The 16,877-nt window shown below is 59.9% G+C and carries 21 protein-coding genes; 17 read left to right on the forward strand and 4 right to left on the reverse strand.

All coding sequences use genetic code 11. The annotated features are described in order from the left end of the window. Positions 1 to 17 precede the first annotated feature (17 nt). From MNBBLIKP_RS17860 to MNBBLIKP_RS00425, 4 genes are all read left to right on the forward strand, one after another. The gene (locus MNBBLIKP_RS17860) at positions 18 to 485 is read left to right on the forward strand and encodes a hypothetical protein (RefSeq protein ID WP_176399585.1); all 468 of its coding nucleotides are present in this window, start codon (positions 18 to 20) and stop codon (positions 483 to 485) included. 50 nt (positions 486 to 535) lie between these two features. Further along, positions 536 to 1,054 carry a JAB domain-containing protein gene (locus MNBBLIKP_RS00415; RefSeq protein WP_254912870.1) on the forward strand — a complete coding sequence of 173 codons (519 nt, stop codon included), beginning with the start codon at positions 536 to 538 and terminating at the stop codon, positions 1,052 to 1,054. Next, complete coding sequence (locus MNBBLIKP_RS18195) at positions 1,051 to 1,563, forward strand: hypothetical protein (RefSeq protein ID WP_254912860.1); 513 nt, start codon at positions 1,051 to 1,053, stop codon at positions 1,561 to 1,563. The genes MNBBLIKP_RS00415 and MNBBLIKP_RS18195 overlap by 4 nt, the downstream gene beginning before the upstream one ends. A gap of 138 nt (positions 1,564 to 1,701) precedes the next feature. Next, a complete protein-coding gene (locus MNBBLIKP_RS00425; RefSeq protein ID WP_140420480.1) occupies positions 1,702 to 1,971 on the forward strand; it encodes a hypothetical protein in 270 nt (89 codons plus the stop codon). Positions 1,972 to 2,003: 32 nt separating this feature from the next. Here the strand turns inward: MNBBLIKP_RS00425 and MNBBLIKP_RS00430 are convergent, their stop codons facing one another. Next, the gene (locus MNBBLIKP_RS00430; protein WP_088306548.1) at positions 2,004 to 2,423 is read right to left on the reverse strand and encodes a hypothetical protein; all 420 of its coding nucleotides are present in this window, start codon (positions 2,421 to 2,423) and stop codon (positions 2,004 to 2,006) included. 887 nt (positions 2,424 to 3,310) lie between these two features. Then, positions 3,311 to 3,937 (reverse strand): hypothetical protein, encoded by a 627-nt coding sequence (locus MNBBLIKP_RS00435; protein WP_088306549.1) that lies wholly within the window; start codon positions 3,935 to 3,937, stop codon positions 3,311 to 3,313. Between the two features lie 384 nt (positions 3,938 to 4,321). Between MNBBLIKP_RS00435 and MNBBLIKP_RS00440 the strand changes: the two genes are divergently transcribed. After that, positions 4,322 to 4,528, forward strand: coding sequence for a hypothetical protein (locus tag MNBBLIKP_RS00440; RefSeq protein WP_088306550.1), 207 nt, complete (start codon positions 4,322 to 4,324; stop codon positions 4,526 to 4,528). Between the two features lie 535 nt (positions 4,529 to 5,063). Here MNBBLIKP_RS00440 and MNBBLIKP_RS17665 read toward each other — a convergent pair. Further along, complete coding sequence (locus MNBBLIKP_RS17665) at positions 5,064 to 5,405, reverse strand: hypothetical protein (RefSeq protein WP_140420481.1); 342 nt, start codon at positions 5,403 to 5,405, stop codon at positions 5,064 to 5,066. A 90-nt stretch (positions 5,406 to 5,495) separates the two neighbouring features. Between MNBBLIKP_RS17665 and MNBBLIKP_RS17670 the strand changes: the two genes are divergently transcribed. The 4 genes from MNBBLIKP_RS17670 (at position 5,496) to MNBBLIKP_RS17865 (ending at position 8,137) form a co-directional block, all read left to right on the forward strand. After that, positions 5,496 to 5,981, forward strand: coding sequence for a hypothetical protein (locus MNBBLIKP_RS17670; RefSeq protein ID WP_140420482.1), 486 nt, complete (start codon positions 5,496 to 5,498; stop codon positions 5,979 to 5,981). An 8-nt stretch (positions 5,982 to 5,989) separates the two neighbouring features. Next, positions 5,990 to 6,931, forward strand: coding sequence for an IS1595 family transposase (locus MNBBLIKP_RS00445; RefSeq protein ID WP_088306551.1), 942 nt, complete (start codon positions 5,990 to 5,992; stop codon positions 6,929 to 6,931). A gap of 72 nt (positions 6,932 to 7,003) precedes the next feature. Further along, complete coding sequence (locus tag MNBBLIKP_RS00450; protein ID WP_088306552.1) at positions 7,004 to 7,873, forward strand: 3-hydroxyacyl-CoA dehydrogenase NAD-binding domain-containing protein; 870 nt, start codon at positions 7,004 to 7,006, stop codon at positions 7,871 to 7,873. Positions 7,874 to 7,969: 96 nt separating this feature from the next. Then, the gene (locus tag MNBBLIKP_RS17865; RefSeq protein ID WP_176399587.1) at positions 7,970 to 8,137 is read left to right on the forward strand and encodes a hypothetical protein; all 168 of its coding nucleotides are present in this window, start codon (positions 7,970 to 7,972) and stop codon (positions 8,135 to 8,137) included. A gap of 435 nt (positions 8,138 to 8,572) precedes the next feature. Here the strand turns inward: MNBBLIKP_RS17865 and MNBBLIKP_RS00455 are convergent, their stop codons facing one another. Further along, complete coding sequence (locus MNBBLIKP_RS00455) at positions 8,573 to 9,019, reverse strand: helix-turn-helix domain-containing protein (protein ID WP_140420483.1); 447 nt, start codon at positions 9,017 to 9,019, stop codon at positions 8,573 to 8,575. Positions 9,020 to 9,379: 360 nt separating this feature from the next. Here MNBBLIKP_RS00455 and MNBBLIKP_RS00460 point away from each other — a divergent pair, with 360 nt between their 5' ends. Genes MNBBLIKP_RS00460 through traC form a run of 8 tightly spaced genes read left to right on the forward strand, consistent with a single transcriptional unit; the run spans position 9,380 to position 16,871 of the window. Further along, positions 9,380 to 9,709: a hypothetical protein gene (locus tag MNBBLIKP_RS00460; protein WP_088306554.1), complete on the forward strand. Its 330-nt coding sequence runs from the start codon at positions 9,380 to 9,382 to the stop codon at positions 9,707 to 9,709. Between the two features lie 30 nt (positions 9,710 to 9,739). Next, entirely contained in the window at positions 9,740 to 10,027 is a 288-nt protein-coding gene (traL, locus tag MNBBLIKP_RS00465) for a type IV conjugative transfer system protein TraL (RefSeq protein ID WP_088306555.1), read from the forward strand. Positions 10,028 to 10,040: 13 nt separating this feature from the next. Next, on the forward strand, positions 10,041 to 10,616 hold the full coding sequence (locus MNBBLIKP_RS00470; RefSeq protein ID WP_088306556.1) for a type IV conjugative transfer system protein TraE: 576 nt from the start codon (positions 10,041 to 10,043) through the stop codon (positions 10,614 to 10,616). After that, positions 10,613 to 11,362: a type-F conjugative transfer system secretin TraK gene (locus MNBBLIKP_RS00475; protein ID WP_088306557.1), complete on the forward strand. Its 750-nt coding sequence runs from the start codon at positions 10,613 to 10,615 to the stop codon at positions 11,360 to 11,362. Before MNBBLIKP_RS00470 ends, MNBBLIKP_RS00475 begins: the two co-directional genes overlap by 4 nt. After that, entirely contained in the window at positions 11,355 to 12,710 is a 1,356-nt protein-coding gene (locus tag MNBBLIKP_RS00480) for a TrbI/VirB10 family protein (RefSeq protein WP_088306558.1), read from the forward strand. The genes MNBBLIKP_RS00475 and MNBBLIKP_RS00480 overlap by 8 nt, the downstream gene beginning before the upstream one ends. Beyond that, the gene (locus MNBBLIKP_RS00485; protein ID WP_088306559.1) at positions 12,707 to 13,573 is read left to right on the forward strand and encodes a DsbC family protein; all 867 of its coding nucleotides are present in this window, start codon (positions 12,707 to 12,709) and stop codon (positions 13,571 to 13,573) included. Before MNBBLIKP_RS00480 ends, MNBBLIKP_RS00485 begins: the two co-directional genes overlap by 4 nt. Before the next feature lie 5 nt (positions 13,574 to 13,578). Then, positions 13,579 to 14,325 carry a conjugal transfer protein TraV gene (locus tag MNBBLIKP_RS00490; RefSeq protein WP_254912861.1) on the forward strand — a complete coding sequence of 249 codons (747 nt, stop codon included), beginning with the start codon at positions 13,579 to 13,581 and terminating at the stop codon, positions 14,323 to 14,325. Continuing rightward, a complete protein-coding gene (gene traC / locus MNBBLIKP_RS00495; RefSeq protein ID WP_088306561.1) occupies positions 14,325 to 16,871 on the forward strand; it encodes a type IV secretion system protein TraC in 2,547 nt (848 codons plus the stop codon). Before MNBBLIKP_RS00490 ends, traC begins: the two co-directional genes overlap by 1 nt. Positions 16,872 to 16,877: the final 6 nt, after the last annotated feature.

Here is a 16,877-nt window from a genome sequence, read left to right on the forward strand (position 1 = left end):
GCATCTATCAGGGAGCTATGCTCTCTGCGATCATCAGCGCCAGGGTCGAAATTGAAGCGCTGCTGACGGTCATTTTGTGCGTGCTCGCCATTTGGAAAGGTGGTGGTCCTGAAAAGGCGATTGCGGCGACCTTCGCCGGTATGTGGCTCTTCGACTTGGTACTGCACGCAGCAGCCCAGGCCCTGAGCAGCACGATAATCGTACCGACAGGCCATCTGGTGATTGATCTTTTGGCTTCCGGCGCATTCGTTGGCATCGCGCTCGTTGCAAACCGAGTTTATCCCTTATGGATTGCAAGCCTCCAGTTGATTTCGACAATCGCACACTTTGTGCGCGCGCTGTATCCTTCGATCAGCCAGAGTGCTCTGGCGATCCTGATGATTACTCCATCGTATTTCGAGATTCTGGCTTTCACGATCGGGACATGGTGCCATTTGCGACGCGTCAGGCAAGCGCCCCCGCCCCGTTCCTGGGAGAGCTTCTAGAGCCCTTCGGCGGCCGGCGTTCACAGCGCACGGCGCAGCGCTTGCTCGAGGTGTTTGGCAGTCTCGACCGGACGATGACGGCTTCCGATCAGCAAATCGTCGCTGCTTGCGGGGAAGACCGCGACATCGGCCTACTCATCGCGGCAGCCCGCAGATTGGTGGAAGCTGGCCTTTGTGCATCAGTCACACGCGCCCCGGTTGATTGCAACGATGTCGCGCTCGAGCGCTATCTGGCGCTCAAATTCAATGGCCGGCCGGTCGAGGAGCTTCATGCGATTTTCGTCGATGACGGCGATGGGTTCATCGCCGAGGAGATCATTGCGGCAGGCGGCACTAGCTTTGTGAACGCTAACCTAAGCCACATCTTGCGCCGGACAATGGAACTAGGCGCTGCGGGCTTAATCCTGTTTCATAATCATCCTTCCCGGAATCCCGGCCCAAGCGTCGAGGACGTTAGATCAACGCAACGAGTGGCCGAAACGATCGCGGCCATCGGCGTTCGCCTGATCGATCACCTGATCATCGCGGGCCAGTCAGTATCCAGCATGAAGCGACTGGGGCTGCTGTGAGCAAGCATTCCGGCCCTGCCATGGACCTCGGCGCTCTCAGAGCAGTCGTTGCGGAGCTTCAGCAAACTGTTGGGAGTCTGGCCGACTATCTTGCAAACAGCGCAGACACTACTGAGCCTAGGGCCTTCTCTTTTGCGCCGTCAGCCGACGTTCTAGTCAGTGAGGATGAACGCAAACAGCTCAGAATGCTGGCGGAGCGAGAGTACAAGCAACGCTCGCGCCGCACGTCGATGCTGGAACGGGATCTGTTTGGTGAGCCCGCCTGGGACATCTTGCTCGACCTGTTTGTCGCCGATGTTGATCGAAAGCGTGTATCCGTTTCTTCGGCCTGCGTTGCCGCGCGGGTGCCCTCCACTACGGCATTGCGGTGGGTAAAATTGCTCGAAGGCCAAGCACTGATTGAGCGAACAGTTGACCCTTCAGATGGACGCAGGATGTGGGTGCAGCTTACCCAGACTGGTCGGACAAGAATGGAGCAACTCCTGAAAGAGCGGCTCACCGCGACCTGATTGGCGCAGTTTCTCCACGTTAAATTGCATTCAGTATTCGCCGATTCCTTGATTCCAGCCCGTGCGATATATATCGTCTGATATATCTGGCTTTCTCAACAGGCCAGCATGCTCACATTTGGCTGTCTCGGGGAACCTGTGAACGAAACGGACAAACTTGCCGCAGAGCAATTGGCAAACATTGAGATCATCAAATTTATGATTCTCGATCTGTGGGGCCTTTACCTGCTTGAGCAAAATGACCCGGCTGCCAAAGCGCTTGCTCATCGCGAACGACACATTCATCGCTTGCAGGCAGCATTGGACGCAATCCCGGACAGCACCATAAGGTGCGCCCTGCTCGATAGCGCAGAAGAAAACTGGCAGCAGATTCTTGGCCGCCTAAGAACGGACGGCGTCACCGTCTAGGATTTCCGATCAAACGATTTTATCGATGCGGGCTAAGAGTTGATGATCTCAAATCGGCATTCATAGATCATCTGGGCAATCCCGGCCACGAGCAACAATGTCAGGCTTTTCCCCCGTAAGATCACCTCGATCTGTGAGTCACGCCGGCGGAACAATGCGATGTGCCCCTCCTTCTTCGAGTAGGACAGCGTGTAATCAATAGCCTCAGGGATCAAGACGATAGCCAGCGCATCAAATGCATGAGTGCTCAGCAATTCCTTGATGCGGTTTGAAGGCGTAGCGAAAAAGCCGTGAGGCTCAGCTCTGGCTGGCATGGTCTGAAGCAGTTCTGCGAGAGCCTCGACGTAACGGCCATCTTCTTCTTTCTTTGCGATCTGCGCAAAGGTGGCGAGATCTGAAAGCCGGGACAGCCAGCTAAGCAGTTCGGCATTTTCAGTTCCGCTGGTTTGCATCAATCCGTTCTCACGTGGGCACCGAAGCATCCAACCTTAGCCCGGTTTGGGAGAGTTGGGATTCGTGGGCAGAATCGGTTTTCCGATCTGGCTGCTGTATGCGCCAATTTGCAGTCCTACAAACATGGCACAGTGACTGCACGTCAGTTTGTCACAGCCCGTACCATGGCTGCGCAAAGGCATGAACTCTTTGGCAGGCCTGACAAAATTCGAAGATCCAGATCCGCGAATTCCCGCAGAAGATATGAATCGTGCGAGCAATCTTGGGCGAATTTTTACCTCGTTCGTTAGGACTTCAAGCCTTGATTCCCGCGTAGACAACGAGTGTCGCATGATCGGGGGAAATCATGGCAGGAGGCGGCGGTCAACTGACCTTACTTGAACAGATTGAAGTCGATTTGAGAGACTGTGTAGATGCAGTCCTAGAGCAAGCGCGCGCGCGCAAGCCGGAAGACGCAGCAAATCTACTGATAGCCGCAGAGCACCTCAATCTTGCCATTTTAGAGGTTGCGAGCCGAATTGCGAGCTTGCGTCAACCGGGAGCATAGAATCCGCCAATTGCCATGGGTTCGCTCGCCTGACATCAATCGCTCAAGCACCAAGCGGTCACTTTGCCGTTTGGTCGGTCCTGACATTCAAACCGGCGAGGCGGCAGTGGTGACTCCCAAAGATCGGCAAAGGCCGCCTGCTCTCCTGCGAGCCTAGCGGCGCGCGTCTGGCTAAGTGACTTGATCAGGGCTGGCGTTCCCAGTCGCCGCGTCCGTCAATGCATCGACGCGTTCATTAGGGTCGCGGGAACTGAACGGTAGGCCCACAAGGCCCAGCGCGATGGCGGCGACAGCAAACACGGTAGGCCTGATGCGAAAAAAACCTGCACACGGCCAAAATCAAAGCGGCTTGCCGTCTTTGCCGATCAATTCGATCCGGTAGGAGCAGCCATAAAGCGTCTTGCCTGGGTGAGACGTGGCATTGGATAGGGTTCGCGCAACGATCGTGTGAGTGCCGAAACTCTCGTCGCCGGTGGGCAGTTCGGTCACATCGGCCAAAACCCGTTCACCGAGGAACTTTCTAAATGGCATTTCGGCTTCGATTTCGGCGCGGGATGCCCTGCCCGAAGCGATCAACTCGGCGATGAGTGGCTCGGGATCCATTGCGTTGGCGATCGCTTCATCACGCGCGAGGATGTTTGGGTCAGCCAAATCGAGGATTGCCATGACACCGCTCGAGGAAAACGCGATGCGGCGGGTCTGATAAGTGGCCGTCACCAAGATCGGCGTCGGAAGTTCGTATTCATCGAGGAACGGATTTTCGGTTTCGACCTTGCGCCATTGACGCTTGATCGCGAGGCCGTCTTCACCGGAAATGGATAGGGCAAAACCTTGGTAAGTCGGTGCATCCAGGTGACAATTGATCGCGTCGGCTTCGCTCACCATTGTGAGGTCCGGGTCCTGGTCCTCGGCGGCAGCAAGCGGAGATGTTCCAAACAGGACGGCAACCATGGCGATGTGCTTCATCGAAGCCTCTTAAGCCGCTGCCGACGCCTCGGCAACCAAGAGGACTGCGATCAGACTGCCTTAGCCGCAGCCACACAAGCCCGTCCGTGCGGGAGGAACGGGAGCAAGGCCGCGACGGTCCAGGGAAGAATGAGCGGCGAAAGGGCTGAGTTTCCGTTCAACTCGAGGCCTACGGTAGACCGAATTTGGTAAGGACATACCGCCGTAACCGGCTAGAATTTAGCGGCATTTGCAGGGTCGCGTGGTCGCATCATGGTGGCCCACAGCAAGCAGATTCCATTCATCCCTGCCCTGAAATTTCTGAACAATCGCTGCATTCAATATTCAGCCTGGTGAAACCACCAAGTCATCAAATGGCGTAACTTTATTACCGGAGTGGGAAATATGAAGTCCGCCCTTTCGATTGTCGCATTTTCCAACGCAACGCAGCTCGAAGGAGCCGTGGCTCTACTTGAAACAGCACTGATTGGCTTGGATTCGGTTGAAGAGCGGCTCGCCGCCGCTTACGTTGAGCATGCATTGGCGATCCTAGCTAACGATATCGATGAGCGCAGAGATCGAAACTTGCATGGCATATTGCCGCATCAGTAACGGAACCATGCGCATAGCCTTGGCTCATTGAAACACCGTGCGTTCGCTGAAAGCTGAAGGGGTCTTCCGCACTGATTTCAGAATGGCTCACTTGCAAGCTGCAGCTTGCATTCATGCGGCTCGGCCTGCGGGCATAGCGCTGCAATGACGGCAACTTGGGCGTTACAGGCGAGCTGGCGCTTATGGTCTGCGCCCGCAGCCTTCCTGCTCGGCTGCCGTTTGCCGTCCCAGGACTAGTCCGGGTTCGACCCGGCCAAGGTCCCACGTGTCTGTCGGTTGGATCAGGAAAGGTAGGTGTCAGCCCGCTGACATTCGGCAGAACCGGAGCCGCGATGCAGTTCGGTAAAGCCGTAGCGTCATCGGGCTGACCTCAGTAGACATACTGAAATATGGTAAACAAATCGTTAACGACTCGCGTGATTGTTGATTCGGCTGCGATCTTCACGCCAGGTCTGACTGAGGCCGGTGCAGCTAAACCACAGTCCGGGTCCCGTTCAAATTGAACTTGTCAAACATCGGCCTCGATAGAGCAGCATCAACCATGCCGCACAATCCAGTCTTGGCCCGGAACCTCACTGGCTTGTCCATAACTGAGTTTCTGCACCTGTTTCCGGATTCTGATGCCTGCCTGCGGCACATTTTGCATGTCAAATACGGAGACCAGCCCGCCTGCCCGCGGTGCGGCAAAAGTAGTCGTTGGCACCGGGTCGGCAAGACCCAAAGTTTTGCCCCTAGCTGCTGCTTTGGGGCCCGCATTCATCCCCTTACGAACACGCTCTTCGCCAAAACGGGGATCCCGTTGCATAAATGGTTCTATGCCATCCTGCACTTCTGCAACACCGGCACTGGCGTCGGTGCGGTATTCATCTCCAGGCACTTGGGCATCTCCCACGCAGCGGCCGTGAGAATGGCTGATCGAATTCGTGCGCACTTTCGGAGAATTGACAGCCAAATACGCCTAGGAGGCGTGGGTGAACGCGTTTATATTGTTGAAACAACAATGAAAAATGTAATCGATCCTGTGGTTGGGTCACGCCATTCGATGCGATTGCTGATCGCCGGAGACGCTAGGGATTTTTGCATTCTGGCCATTCCAAAGGGAGACTTCCGCTCAGCGAGAGCACTGCTGGAAGAAAGAGTGCACCCAGGGTCAGTTCTCGTGTTCCGGGATGCGGCCACGTCTCGTAAAGTATTTTCCTATCGAAATCCTTTATTTACCAAAACTTTTCCCCGAGAGGTTGGACCAGATCCATACGATTCTGCATTTATGGAACTTTCTGTCACACTAATTAGATTAAAATTATTTGTGATAAGCAATCACGTATGGATAATGTCGAGAAATATCAACCAATATATTTCTTCATTCGAATTTGTCTATCGCCGAAATAAAACCGGACGAATTACCTTCCTTGATGCCATTGGCTCCTTCCCGAGCATTGATCGAGCGCGTTGAGACTGGAAATGACGACGGCCGCATCGACTAATTTTTTTGAATTTTTAAAGCAGTTTCCCGACTCTGCGGCCTGTTTTCGGCACATCGCCGTCACGAAATATGGCATTGAACTGGCGTGCCCTCGATGTGAAGGTAGTCATCGGCTAAACTCGACCGGAAGACTACGACAATTTTATTGTTATCGGTGCAATATTTCGCTCTCACCGACTGCTGGCACGCTAATGGGACATTCGAGAATCTCGGCTTGGGAGTGGTTTTATTTTCTGCTGCTGCTTGCGAACCGCACCTCAGGCATAACGGTAGATCATCTGACGCGACATCTCGGGGTATCCAGGTTGGCTGCATACCGCATGCTTTGCCTGGCGAGACTCCATATTACTGAACTGCGGCAGATGCGCCGGCTCGGCGGCCAAGGCGAAATCGTCCAGATCGACGAAACCTGGCTGCCAAACGTAATCGAATCCAGCCAGCGTGCTGGCAAAGGTGCGATCGTATTTGGCATGCACGATCGGCTTGGTGTGCAGACCTGCGTCATACCTGACAGGAGCGCTTCCACATTCATGGCTTTGATCGATGCCTGGGTTTCCCCAGGGTCAACGATCGTCACCGACTCGCATCGCTCCTATCATTCACTCACAAAGCGTGGATTCCAGCACATCGCCCTCAATCACAGCAATGGAGAGTGGAAAAAGAACGGATTTTCAAACGTATGGATAGAAAGCTACTGGAATAGCCTGAAGTATTTCCTGCGCAGTCAAAATCGTGTGGTCAAGGAAGCTATCTTGCCGCTCTATCTGGCGGAGCATGCTTTCCGTCATGATGCCCGCATTGATGGAACCTGCCCTTTTCAAAAGCTAATCCAGACATTCCCTATGATTGATCAAGCCAAACTGCCACTTGGCGCAAATCCAAAGCAGAGTGTCCGGAACGGCCGGGCCAAAATGCAGTGACTTGCAGCTAGCCAAGAGACAATTCCCTCGCTAGTCAGCCCGGGTTTGCTGCGCTTGCGAAGGAATGTTGAAATGCGGACAGTGGCGGTTATCGGCGCGGGCCAGATGGGTTCCGGCATTTCGCAGCAGGTTGCCCAGTGCGGTATCAAGGTGTTGCTGGCCGACATCGACGTTGCCCTGGCAGAGAAAGCAAAAGCCAACATTGACAAGGCGCTGACCCGCCTGGTCGGGCGTGAAAAGCTAACCCCGGCCGAAGCCGAAGCCGCGCTCGCCCGGATCACCCCGGTGGGCGACTATGCCAGCTTTACCGAGGCCGACCTGATCATCGAGGCCGCGACCGAAAAGGAAGAGGTCAAGCGCAAGATCTTCGAAGCGGCCGGTAAGGTGCTGCGCGAAGATGCGATCATGGCATCGAACACCAGCTCGATCCCGATCACCCGCATGGCGACCAGCTCGCCCGATCCCAAGCGCTTCATCGGGCTGCACTTCTTCAATCCGGTTCCGGTGATGGGCCTGATCGAGGTGATCCCGGGCCTGGCCACCAGCGCCGAAACCGTCGCCCGCACCCGTGCTTTCGCCGAAAGCCTGGGCAAGCAGGTGGTGCAGGCCGAGGACGAGCCGGGCTTCGTCGTCAACCGCATCCTGCTGCCGATGATCAATGAAGCGGTGTTCGTGCTGGGTCAGGGCACCGCCAATATCGCCGATATCGACAAGGGTTGCCGCCTTGGCCTCAACCACCCGATGGGACCGCTGGAACTGGCGGATTTCGTGGGCCTCGACACCTGTCTCGACATCGTCAAGGTACTCTATAACACGACGGGAGACAGTAAATATCGGCCAGCTCCCTTGCTCGTCAAATATGTCGAGGCTGGCTGGCTCGGTCGTAAGACTGGTCGAGGCTTTTACGACTATTCAGGCGATACACCGCAACCGACACGCTAATCCGCTTGCTATTGGATTGCCGCGCGAGCTGACCTTGACCCCCGATCAGTCCGGGTTCATTTGCCGGTAGTCACTTCGTAAGCAGGGAGCAATGGGATGAAGCGATCGCAGGACCGTCTTCCGATTGAGTTCTGGGTGATTGCTCTGGTATTCGCGCTCTCCATTGCCAACGGCGTCTGGGTGATCGTTTCGCACAAGAGCAATCATGCTGACATCGGCATAAACGCTGAACCGGTGCGCTCATTGCCCGCAAGCGGCAACTAACTCGCGGTCCGTTTCGCTTGGCCGGAGCAACTGGCCCGGATCATCAGGCGCGTCCGCCAGGCCGTCCCGGCTAGCCTTGAGCAGCGCCGCGATGTCATGCGACGCCTGCTGCAAGAGAACTGCGAGAGATCCTGTACTCGCTGGGTGATTGAGGTACGGGAATCGGCATCGTGGCGCCGCATCGATGGCGCATGGCACTTGCGCAGGATTGAGCGAGCCGTGGCTTCTTTCCACAGCCAGCCTGCGCGCACATTCCCCGCTTGAGCGCCACAGACATCTCTGACTTGTTGCAGAATGCCGCTATCTCCGGACCTGCAGTCGCGGCAACGTGGTAGCCCGATGGACCCTTTTCAGACCAGATGTCGTTTCGGACTGAATTGTCCGTCAGGAAATGCCCTCTGTGTCGATCCACAGGGCGGCCCAGGTCGAGGGGCCCTATATACCGATGACTTCGCCGCGCCGGGCAAGGTCTGTCACATGCTGGTTCAAGGTACGCGCGAGCAGTTTGGCTGTGCCGCCCGCCCATCGGGGCCGAAGTTCTTCGAGATCATCTCCTAGGGCATTGACGATGGCTGTAGGCGCTTGCTTGAACAGTTCTCCGAAAAAACGGGCAGAGTTTGAGTTGCCCTGCGAGATGGCAAACTCCTCATCGACCAGCAGCGAAAGCAAGAGAGTGGCTTCAGCCGGCAGGTTGCAAACTTGCAGCACCCTGACGGTATCTGCGAGGGTCGGAGAGCGCGAGCCCGCCAGGATCCTGCGCAAGCTATCCCGTTTCAAGTGCGATTCCCGCGCAATTTCAGTGAGGGATCGGCCTGAAGCACTCACTGCCCGGAGCAAAAGTCCAACGACTTTCGCATGCATCATGTCGGCAATTGCGGTCACTTCACACTCTCATGATTCTTCGATTGCCGGCCACACTAGGACTCTGTGTTCGTTGTAGGAAAGCGAAAAGAACATATAGCGAACTAATAGGAAAACCGCTGCCGACCACCGAATCACGCGCGGTCCCCATTTGCGCAATGCATGAGCCAATCCGCGTGACTGGCGAGCAGATTGGCTCACTGCCTCACGCAATTTGGCTATGCGATCGCGCAAAAACAGGATTTTCAGTCACGAGGCCGAGCACCCGACGCCGAATTCCAAGCAAATGTGCTCATTACCATTTCCTACATCCGGAAACCTCTGCATCGAGAACGTACAGCGAACATCTGCTGTAAAACCTCAAGCGGAGTACCTTCCCCAATGAATACTTTGGCCCTCTCCCCCATCCGCCATGGCAACCGTTTCGGCAAGCTCGCCGGTCTCGCCCTGCCAGTCGCGATCGGCGCGCTCGCCGCGAGCGCAGCCTATGCTGGTGCCGACAACACGTTCGCCCCCGCGCTCGCGAAGTTCACTGATTTCCTGGAAGGCTCGGGCGGCAAGATCATCACTGTCCTCAGCCTCGCGGGCGGTCTGATCGGGCTTGCCTCGGGGCGCTTCACCCTGGCGCAGATTGCCGTTCCGGTCGGGGTCGGCATCGGCGTCGGCACTGGCGTGCCGATCGTCACTTCGGTTGTCACCGCGGTCATCTGAACCGGGTGTCACTGGAGGGCGCGCGTCATCATGAGCGAACGCTACATCGTACCACGGCGGCTCGACGATCCGGAGCTAATCGGCTTCTGGACCCTTGACGAGTTCGCCGGGATGATCGTCCCGTTCACCTGGGGAATCCTCGGACAGCATGTCTTTATCGGCATAGCCCTTGCGGCGGCATCCTGGTTCGCACTGCGAAAGGCGAAAGCAGGCCGCAGCTGGGCGTGGGTAATCCATGCAGCCTACTGGCATCTGCCGTCGGGTCTCACGGGGCTCAAGATGACGCCGCCCTCCTATTGCCGGCTGCTGGCTGGCTGAGGGGAGATACACCATGCTTGTCCAGATTTCCCATGAACGCAGCCAGGCACTGCTGCGCCAGCGCAACCTGTTCGCGCTCGTCAGCGCCGGGCTTGCGATTGCCCTGGTCGTCGCCGGGGGGCTGGCCGCAACCCGCAACCGCGAGGTTGTGCTGGTCCCGACCGTCCGGGCACCGCTCACTCTTTCAAGTGCCGGCGTGTCCGCGCAATACATGGAGTTCATCACCCGCGACGCCGCGCTGATGCTGCTCAATCGTAGCCCTGAGGGGCTCGATTACTGGATGAGCCAGATCCTGGAGCTCGCCGATCCGGCTGCCAATGGCACGCTCAAGGGCGAGTTGCTGCGGATCGTCGAGGAGCAGCGTGGCTCGGACGTGACCCAGGCCTTCGTAATCAAGGAACTGAAAGTCGACCCTGCCGGCCTGACTTCCGAGGTCAAAGGCACGCTCAAGACCTTTGTTGGCGCGGCCGTGATCGGCAGCGACGAGCGGCGGTTTCGCTTCAACTGGACTTACCAGGGCCTGCGCCTCGCGCTCGCCGGGTTCGCCCAGCTCTCCACCGAAGAAAAGACCGAGGAACCCAAACAATGACGCTCCCGCTTCCCAAACGCGCGCCAATGATCGCGCTTGCCATGTCGCTGCTGGTCTTGCCCGGTCCCGCGCTGGCCGATCAGTTCAAGCAAAGCGCCGATGGCGGCATGATCGCATGCTCAGTTTCTGCCCGCGAACTCACCCGGTTCGCGCTCATCGGCGACCAGTTCGCTTCGGTCTCGAAGATCTCGAGCGGCTATCCCTACAACGACTTTGCGGTGACCCACGAACCCGTGCGCGGCGACATCTATGTCTCGGTGCCCGAGACCTTTGCCGCTGCCCGGATCAGCTTTTTTGCCACCAGCAAGGCGGGCTATGTCTACAAGTTCTCCTGCTCGATCGACAAGATCGAGGCCGCCCAGGTGTTCGTCTCCAACCCGGCGATTTCCAAGGGCGAGGCGGACCGCTGGGAGAACCAGACGACAAGTGAAGACGCTGCTGTACGCCTGATTCAGGCCATGGCCGGGCAGCAGACCATTCCGGGCTTCGAGGTCAGCCTGCCCGCTGCATCACCAAGCCGGATCGGTGCGCTCGAAGTCCAGTTGATCGCAGAATATCGCGGTGCAGCGCTCGCGGGCAAGGTCGTGCGTCTAGCCAATCGCGGCACCAAGGTTCTGACGGTCAGCGAGCAGGATCTCGCTGCGGGCGGCGCTCTGGCGGTCGCGATCGTGCGGGCCACGCTCGAACCCGGTGCGGCCACCACCGCCTACCTCGTTGGCGCAAACGGGGAGCAGAGCCATGACTGATCAGACTAACAAGCAGGCCGATGCCGCAAGGCAGGTGGCGGCGGAGTCCCGTGAGCCGAGCAGCGTCGGACAGCTCAACAAGCGCACCGCAAAGCGGCAGCGGATGCTGCTTGCGGGGATTGGAGCGGTGCTCCTCGCCGGGACCATCTATCTGATTCTGGGCACCGATCGCTCCAGGAAGGCCCATGATGAAGGCCAAGCCGAGACGATCGAGACTGCCAGCCTGGTCAACCGCAACCTGTCACAGCGCGAGTTCACCACCGTTTACGGCAACCGGCTCGACGCGGTAGCACGCGACCAGAAGGCGCTGAAGGACAGCGCGGTCGCGCGGCCGGAAATGGAAGCCGAACTTGCCGCGCTGAAAGCCGAGAACCAGGCGATGCGCACCGACGGCCAGGCGGCGATCGACGCAATCTCGGCCGAAAACACCCAGCTCAAGAACCAGCTGCAGAACCAGCAAAGCGCACCAGCTCCCAATGCCGCTGCGATGCCTGCCTATGGCCCCCGCGCTGGCAGTTATGACGCGCGGGGACCTGCAGCCACTCTGCCGCAAGCCGGATCCATGGTTCCCGGCGGGACTGGAGCTGACGGGACGCCGCCGCCGGCCGAGGTCAAGCTAATGAACTTCAGCGGTGATAAGGGCCCAAGCACGGGCGTCAAACTGGCGCGCGCCGAGGTGCCGCCCCTGGTGGTCGAGGATTCGCCCGATTACCTGCCGCCCAATTCCTATGCGCGGGCCCGGGTGATCGTCGGGGTCGATGCTTCAGCCGGGGTCGCGAGCCAGACCGATCCGCTCCCCGTGGTGCTGCGCATCACCGGCCCGGCGCGATCGGTGCTGCAGAGCGGGCGGGTCCTGACCACCCGGATTGAAGGCTGCGTGATCAATGGTGCGGCGCGCGGCGATCTCTCGAGCGAGAAGGTTTACGTCAAGCTCGCCCGGATGACCTGCGACCAGCCTGGCGGCCGCGTCGCAGTATCCGAAGTCAAAGGCTTCATCTCGTTCGCCGGCAAGTCCGGGGTGCGCGGCCGCGTGGTCAGCCGCGAAGGCAATCTCGTGACCCAGGCCCTGCTCGCCGGGATCGTCGGTGGGTTCGGACGCGGCTTCTCCGCCAATTCAAACTCGGTGTTCTCAACCACTCGTACCAATCCCGACGGCTCGAAAGCCAAGCTTTCGCCGGGCGACATCCTCGGCGGCGGGCTTGGCCAGGGCGCAGCCGATGCGGCCGATACGGTGAGCAAATACCTCATCGAACGCGCCGAACAGTACCAGCCCGTTGTCGAGATGCCGACCGGCATCGAGGTCGAGGTCGTGTTCCTCGACGGGGTCTACGTAAGGAACAGCAAATGATCGAAGGACTGAACACACCGGCAATACGCCGCTGGCCCAAAGTCGCGCTTGGCGTGGCTGCGCTGGTCGCGCTGTCGGGCGCTACCGGATGGGGCGCTGCCCAGCTCGCGGCCAAGCACATCGGCGCACCTGATCTGGCCAAGGTCAAGGCGGCGCTCAGGCTGCGCCTGCCCAAGACGCCGATCGATGCGATCAACTGCGAGGGGCTCGGCGGCCTGTGCGAGGTCGCCTCGAAAACCACGCTGTTCTATGTGGACGTCCGCGCCAAGTACCTGGTGATCGGCCGGGTCTACGACATGGAAGCGCGCCAGGACTTGACCGCGGCGCGGCTCCTCGCGCTCAATCCCGATCTGCTCGCGGCGGGCGCGGCGCGGCGCGGAAATGGGGCTGACGAGACTTCGCAGCCCCAATCCAAAAGTGTGCCGCAAAAGGTTTCCCTCGCCGGCCTGCCCGCGAACGGTGCGATTCTTTGGGGTCCGGCGAACGGACCAAGGGTCACGGTGTTCTCCGATTTCCACTGCGGCTACTGCAAGAAGCTCTCGGCCGAACTGAAGGCGATCGGCGCGCGGGTCGAAGAACGCCCGATTTCGATCTTCGGGCCCGAAGCGCGCAAGGATGCCGAACGGGTGCTGTGCTCGCCAGATCCCGAAACCAGCCTTCACGCTACCTATTCGGGTCTTGCTCTGGCTAATCCCAAGCCCTGCGACACCCGCGGGCTCGATGCCAACGAGGCCTTTGCCAAGGCCCACGGCTTCATCGGCACTCCGGTGCTTGTCCGCCCATCGGATGGCGCGGTGATCGAGGGATACCGCGATGCCGCTGCGCTGCGCGCCTTCCTCTCTTCCACCCAGCCTCAAGGATGATGCCCATGGACCGCTCAATCCCGCTCGCCGCGCTTGCCCTCAGCCTCTCCGGATGCACGCACCTCGGCACCAATATTTCGGGCGATTTTTCGTGCCGACCGCCCAAGGCTGACTGTCAGCCTTTGAGTGAAGTTGATGCCAAGGCGGTTCGCGAGCTGGTCAAGACCGAAGCCAGCGATGCCGCCGATCCCCGTCAGCGGATCTCTGTGAGCGCGGCCGATACCGCCCGCACCGGCGAGCGCACCTTGAAGATTGTGTTTCCCGCACATGTCGACGCCTCAGGCACGCTGCACGAGCAATCGGCAGCCTGGACCGTGGTCGAGGCGGCGCGCTGGGCGGGCGAGCTGCGCGGCGGCAATGCCGCTGAAGCCAAAGGCACAATCCGCGCGCTGCGCCAGGGGCTCAAAGATCAGGCCCGCCGCGCTGCCGATCCAGTGCGCAAAGGCGACGCTCAGGCGAGTCTCCAGCCCCTGCCTCCTGAAGACAGTGCCCCTGTAGTCACTTCCGACCCCTTCACCCCTTCCTCGCCGCCTGTCCTCCCCTCCCCGGGCGGCGAGGCCCAGGCCGACGCGGCCATGCCTGTTCAGGCCGCGTCGGCAGCCGAGGGGTCCGACATGTCCCCCACCCCGCATGTTCGGGCCCCTCGGCCTTTGGAGGAAATCAGGCACATCTGGCCGAGCGCGGCCGCGATCGAAACTGCCAAAGCGCTCAAGGCCAAGGCCGAGGTAGCCCCGAACAAGGAGCCCAAGTGATGGCGCTGTCATTCGGAGCGCTGCGTGACCGGTTGCTTGCCGGTTTGCTTGGTGATGCCGAGCAGGCCGAGGCTGGGCGTCCGATGCTGATGCTCGACATGCTCTCGGACTGGCTGCCTTACCGGGTCTACGATCCGGCGAGCCGGCTCTATGTCAACGCCCGCTCAAAGGGGTTCGTGCTCGGGGTCACTCCGCTGATCGGCGCCGATGAACGCACCGGCGAGATCCTCGGGGCGTTCTTTTCCGAAGGCCTGCCTGCAGGCGCCTGCCTCCAGATCCTCCATCTCGCAAGCCCCCGGATCAGCCGGATCGTCGCGCCGTGGTTTGCCCCGCGCTACGAACAGGGCGGGGTCTACGAGGCGATCGCGCGCCACCGGGCGAAGAAGCTCTATTCGATGGTCTGGAAATCGGGCGCCAGCGATGCGCCGTTCCACGCCCGCGCGCACCAGGTGGTGATCTCATTGGGCGTGCCAGCGTCCAAGGCGATCAGCAACGAGGAACTGAGCCACGCCCGCGAAGGGCTGATTGGCATGCTGAAGTCCTTGAACCTCGGCGTGATCGAATACGAGCCGCAGCACCTCATCGCGCTGCTCGACGATCTGACCTCGCCAACCACCGCACCGCAGGACGATGCGGTACCCTACAACCCCAATGACCCCATCGCCAATCAGGCGATCCGCCGGGACATCGAGCTCCTGGTCCACGAAGACCGGATTGAGCTCGGGACCGAAAGGTTTCGGCCCACCGGGTTTCACAACCAGGGCGTGCCCGAGATCGGCGCGGTCTATCCCGACCGCTTCGACCTACGCCATTTCGCGGTGCGTAACATGCCGCCGCGCTGGGCGCCGCACGAGTGCGCGCGGCTGATCGGCGACCTCTTCACCGACAAGCTCCGGTTCCCCTGCCCAGCGGCGACCATGCTCTGCCTCGTCTATCCCGATCAGGAAGCGGCTGCCGCGAAGGCCGGGTTCAAGTTCATGCGCACCACTAGCCTGTCGCAGACCCGCAGCGCGCGGTTCCTGCCGCGGATCGCCGAACAATCGGCCGAGTGGCAACACGTCCAGGCCGAGCTCCAGGAAGGTCGCCGCCTGGTCCGGGTGTTCTACGGGATCACCACCTGGTCGCCGCTGGGCCAGGGCGACCGCCATGAGCGCGCGGTCAAGTCGATCTACAAGGCCGCAGGCTGGGATCTGTCGGACGAACGTTACCTCCAGATCCAGGGGCTCCTGGCGGCCATGCCGCTCACCCTTGCCGACGGGCTCGGCGCCGACATGGAGCGGCTGAAGCGCTTCAAGACCCTGCTCTCGACCACTGCGGCAAACATCGCGCCGCTGCAGGGCGAGTATCTCGGCGGGCCGGTGCCGCACCTGCTGTTCGTCGGGCGGCGCGGCCAGCCCTTCTACTGGTCGCCGTTCGAGAACGAAGCGGGCAACCACAACGTCGCGATCTGCGGCAAGTCGGGTTCGGGTAAGTCAGTGCTGCTGCAGGAAATGTGCGCCGCGCTGCGAGGCGCCGGGGCCAAGGTCGTGGTGATCGACGACGGGCGCAGCTTCGAGCATTCGGTCAAACTCCAGGGCGGACGGTTCATCGAGTTCACCCTCGCCTCGGGGTTCTGCCTCAATCCCTTCTCGATGATCGACGCATCCCGCGCTGCGGAAGACGAGGATTACCGGCTCGACTGCTTCGCGATGGTCAAAGCCATTGTCGGACAGATGGCGCGGCATTCCGCCAAGCTCACAGATACCGAGCGCGGACTGATCGATCGGGCCGTTAACCTGGTCTGGTCAGAGCACCAGTCCAGGGCCAGCGTCACCCAGGTCGGCGCGTGCCTCGCCGCCATGGAGAACGAGACCGCCGCGGACCTTGCGACCTCGCTGGGACCGTTCACCGCTGGGGGCACCTACGCGCAGTTCTTTGAGGGCCAGGCGAGCCTCGATCTCGAGGCGGACTTCACCGTGTTCGAAATGTCCGATCTCGCCACCCGCGAAGAGCTGCGCTCGGTGGTGCTCTCGGCCATCATGTTCATGACCAGCCAGGCGATGACCCGCAGCCCGCGTTCGGTCCGCAAGCTGCTGTTGATCGACGAAGCCTGGTCGATGCTCAAAGGCGGTTCGATGGGTGAGTTCGTCGAGACCTATGCCCGCACCTGCCGCAAATACGGCGGTGCGCTCGCCACCGCCACACAGAGCCTCAACGACTATTACAAGTCGGACGGTGCGACCGCTGCGCTCGAAAACAGCGATTGGATGCTGATCCTTCAGCAGAAGGGCGAGACCATTGCCGACTTCAAGGCCAGCAAGCGCCTCGACATGGACGAGCGCACCGAAACACTGATCCGCAGTCTCAAGCGCTCGGGCTCAGCCTATTCCGAGGTCTTCATCAAGGGCCCGGAAACCGAGGCAATCGGGCGGCTCGTGCTCGACGACTATTCGGCAACGCTATTCTCGAGCTCGCCCGCAACCTTCGCTGCAATCGATGCCGAGATCGCGCGAGGGGTTCAACTCGCCGATGCGATCGAGCGCATCGCCTTCCCAAACCCCCAATAACCCGAA

The organism is Novosphingobium sp. B 225, assembly GCF_002198665.1.
In the GTDB taxonomy this organism is placed as follows: Bacteria; Pseudomonadota; Alphaproteobacteria; order Sphingomonadales; family Sphingomonadaceae; genus Novosphingobium.

Bases quoted from the DNA above. Each gene is read 5' to 3' on its own strand.
- MNBBLIKP_RS17860 (WP_176399585.1), top strand. From the start codon at position 18: ATGCTCTCTGCGATCATCAGCGCCAGGGTCGAAATTGAAGCGCTGCTG.
- MNBBLIKP_RS00430 (WP_088306548.1), bottom strand. From the start codon at position 2,423: ATGCAAACCAGCGGAACTGAAAATGCCGAACTGCTTAGCTGGCTGTCC.
- MNBBLIKP_RS00435 (WP_088306549.1), bottom strand. From the start codon at position 3,937: ATGAAGCACATCGCCATGGTTGCCGTCCTGTTTGGAACATCTCCGCTT.
- MNBBLIKP_RS00440 (WP_088306550.1), top strand. From the start codon at position 4,322: ATGAAGTCCGCCCTTTCGATTGTCGCATTTTCCAACGCAACGCAGCTC.
- MNBBLIKP_RS00445 (WP_088306551.1), top strand. From the start codon at position 5,990: ATGACGACGGCCGCATCGACTAATTTTTTTGAATTTTTAAAGCAGTTT.
- MNBBLIKP_RS00450 (WP_088306552.1), top strand. From the start codon at position 7,004: ATGCGGACAGTGGCGGTTATCGGCGCGGGCCAGATGGGTTCCGGCATT.
- MNBBLIKP_RS17865 (WP_176399587.1), top strand. From the start codon at position 7,970: ATGAAGCGATCGCAGGACCGTCTTCCGATTGAGTTCTGGGTGATTGCT.
- MNBBLIKP_RS00460 (WP_088306554.1), top strand. From the start codon at position 9,380: ATGAATACTTTGGCCCTCTCCCCCATCCGCCATGGCAACCGTTTCGGC.
- traL (WP_088306555.1), top strand. From the start codon at position 9,740: ATGAGCGAACGCTACATCGTACCACGGCGGCTCGACGATCCGGAGCTA.
- MNBBLIKP_RS00470 (WP_088306556.1), top strand. From the start codon at position 10,041: ATGCTTGTCCAGATTTCCCATGAACGCAGCCAGGCACTGCTGCGCCAG.
- MNBBLIKP_RS00475 (WP_088306557.1), top strand. From the start codon at position 10,613: ATGACGCTCCCGCTTCCCAAACGCGCGCCAATGATCGCGCTTGCCATG.
- MNBBLIKP_RS00480 (WP_088306558.1), top strand. From the start codon at position 11,355: ATGACTGATCAGACTAACAAGCAGGCCGATGCCGCAAGGCAGGTGGCG.
- MNBBLIKP_RS00485 (WP_088306559.1), top strand. From the start codon at position 12,707: ATGATCGAAGGACTGAACACACCGGCAATACGCCGCTGGCCCAAAGTC.
- MNBBLIKP_RS00490 (WP_254912861.1), top strand. From the start codon at position 13,579: ATGGACCGCTCAATCCCGCTCGCCGCGCTTGCCCTCAGCCTCTCCGGA.
- traC (WP_088306561.1), top strand. From the start codon at position 14,325: ATGGCGCTGTCATTCGGAGCGCTGCGTGACCGGTTGCTTGCCGGTTTG.